Origin of the sequence: Pseudomonas sp. CG7, assembly GCF_023701885.1 — a bacterium.
Classification (GTDB): Bacteria; Pseudomonadota; Gammaproteobacteria; order Pseudomonadales; family Pseudomonadaceae; genus Aquipseudomonas; species Aquipseudomonas zanjanensis.
Genome location: NZ_JABAEE010000065.1, coordinates 34,841 through 37,387, shown reverse-complemented (window position 1 = coordinate 37,387; position 2,547 = coordinate 34,841). Strand labels below are relative to the sequence as shown.

Sequence of the window (2,547 nt, the reverse complement as noted above, 5' to 3'; positions counted from 1 at the left end):
GATACCGTGCCGGCCACTCTCCCTCGCGGGTGCGGACACACCAGTGATAGCTACGGCCTCTTTCCCCGCGCGCACCCAATCTTAAGCCGAGCACTTGTTTGCTGCGCGACAGCGCAGCGTCGGCGACGCGGCGGGGACTCCCTCGCCACAAAAGCACTCCCTTATCTGCTGTGCTGTGTCTAATCTGCTGGGCTGTGCCTACCATTAACCGCGGGCATGACAGCTATCAACCACAAGCCCTGTTCCAGAGCCCTGTAACGCTTTAGCCTCGCGCCATCTTTCCTGTTCACTGACGAGATTGCCATGAGTGCTCATCCCCCCACCACGCCCGGCAGCACCCTGACCCGTGGCATGGTCCTGCTCTTCGCCTTCTGCTGCGGCGCCATTGTCGCCAACATCTACTACGCCCAACCCATCATCGAACTGATCGCCCCTGACGTCGGCCTGAGCAGCACCATGGCCAGCCTGATCGTTTCGCTGACCCAGATCGGTTATGCCCTGGGCCTGTTTTTCCTGGTGCCGCTGGGGGACTTGCTGGAGAACCGCCGGCTGATGATCCTCACCACGCTGGTGGCGATTGCCAGCCTGCTGGGGGCGGCCTTCACTGACCAGCCGAACGTGTTCCTGCTGGTCTCGCTGCTGGTGGGTTTCAGTTCGGTGTCGGTGCAAGTCCTGATTCCGCTGGCCGCGCACCTGACGCCAGAAGAATCCCGGGGACGGGTTGTCGGTGGGATCATGGGCGGCCTGCTGCTGGGCATCCTGCTGGCGCGGCCCATCTCCAGCGTCGTGGCCGACCACTTCGGCTGGCGCGCCATGTTCATCATCGCCGCCGCGTTGATGGCCGCGATCAGCATCGTCCTGGCGCTGACCGTGCCCAAGCGCCAGCCCGACCATAGCGCCTCCTATGGCCAACTGCTGGGTTCGCTCGGCACCCTGCTGCGCCAACAGCCGCTGTTGCGGCAACGGGCGTTCTACCAAGCCTGCATGTTCGCCACGTTCAGCCTGTTCTGGACCGCCGTTCCGCTGGAGGTGTCCCGCAACCACGGCCTGTCCCAGACTGAAATCGCCCTGTTTGCCCTGGTTGGCGCCATCGGTGCCATCGCCGCGCCCATCGCCGGCCGCCTGGCCGATGCCGGCCATACCCGCAATGCCTCGCTGCTGGCGATGCTGTTCGCCAGCGTGAGTTTCCTGCCGGCGTTCATCCATCCGCTCTACAGCGTGATCGGCCTGGCGGTGACCGGTGTGGTCCTGGATTTCTGTGTGCAAATGAACATGGTCCTGGGCCAGCGCACCATTTACGCCCTCGATGCCAAGAGCCGCAGCCGGTTGAATGCGTTGTACATGACCAGCATCTTCGTCGGCGGCGCCTTCGGCTCATCGATTGCCAGCGCGGTGTACGAGCACGGCGGCTGGGTGTGGGTGGTCATCGTCGGCAGCGCCTTCCCGCTGTTGGCCTTGCTGCGCTTCCTGAGTGCCTCGCAAAAAGCTTCCCTGGCCACGGCCTGATTACCCAGGCACAAAAAATGCCCGGTCGCTCAAGGCGCCCGGGCATTTTTCATGGAGCATTCAAATCCGCACGTTGCCACGCGGCCCGGCAATCGCCCAGATGATCAGGCCCAGGCCCGGCAGCAGCAGGATCAGCAGCACCCAGAGGATTTTCATCCCGGTTTCCGCGCCACTCTTGAGGACATTGATGATCGCCCAGATATCGAGCGCCAGGATAATCAGGCCGACCAGGCCGTTGAAGGTGGAACCCATGGTGTCGCTCCCAAATGGTGGTGTGCACCCTTAGGATAGCGGGCCCCCGGCAAGGGTTCCGTTTTATTGCTTCAGACGTGGACCGCGACCTTGAGGGCTTCCAGGGCCGGCGCGGCAGCGATGCCGACTTCGGCACACAGCTCCAGCACCCGTGGCACGTCGTTGCCGTACACCAGCACCATCTGCAATTCATCGTCGAGCAACTGGCTGAAGTTCATCAACACGTAGCCGCCATTTTCCTTGTTCAGGCTACCCATCTGGATCTGGATGCGGTTGAGCGCGGTCAGGGCTTCGGTCTTCGCCAATTGCTTGGGCTTGAGGTTGAACGCCACGCCGGGGCCGAACGAGGCGACGATCTGCTCGAACAGGTCCACGTAGGTGTCGGCCTGGAACAGCACGGTGTCCGGCAGGCTGCCCACCACCACCCATTCCCCCAACGGAATCGGGAACGTGTCGTCGTAATTGATATCGGGATTGGCCGCCAGGAAAGCCGTCGGGTCCGCGTAGGCCTGGGCCGCTTCATCAGCGATTTTCTCGACGTCCGCCTCGCCGAGGCAGCCGGAGCTGATTTTACCGATGAGTTCGATGAGGGCGGCTTTCATGGGGGTGAATCCTGTGGCGAATGGAGTTTTGAGGGCGGGCAGGATAGCGCATCGCACCGGTCCGTAGGAGCTGCCGAGCGAAGCGAGGCTGCGATCTCTTGATCTTTTGATTGATAGTCCAATAACACGGTAAACCTCGAAGACTCTCTTACATCTGCAGCGCATAAAGGACGACAAATTAGTCCAG

Annotated in this window: 3 protein-coding genes; 1 reads left to right on the top strand and 2 read right to left on the bottom strand. The window is 62.1% G+C overall.

Annotation, left to right across the window (positions count from 1 at the left end):
- Positions 1-303 precede the first annotated feature (303 nt).
- Positions 304-1,506, top strand: a complete 1,203-nt coding sequence (locus tag HGO40_RS22950) for an MFS transporter (RefSeq protein WP_250964862.1) — start codon at positions 304-306, stop codon at positions 1,504-1,506.
- Positions 1,507-1,566: 60 nt separating this feature from the next.
- Here HGO40_RS22950 and HGO40_RS22945 read toward each other — a convergent pair whose 3' ends face one another.
- On the bottom strand, positions 1,567-1,758 hold the full coding sequence (locus HGO40_RS22945) for a PLDc N-terminal domain-containing protein (RefSeq protein WP_250964861.1): 192 nt from the start codon (positions 1,756-1,758) through the stop codon (positions 1,567-1,569).
- 71 nt (positions 1,759-1,829) lie between these two features.
- A complete protein-coding gene (locus tag HGO40_RS22940) occupies positions 1,830-2,360 on the bottom strand; it encodes a hypothetical protein (protein WP_250964860.1) in 531 nt (176 codons plus the stop codon).
- Positions 2,361-2,547 lie beyond the last annotated feature (187 nt).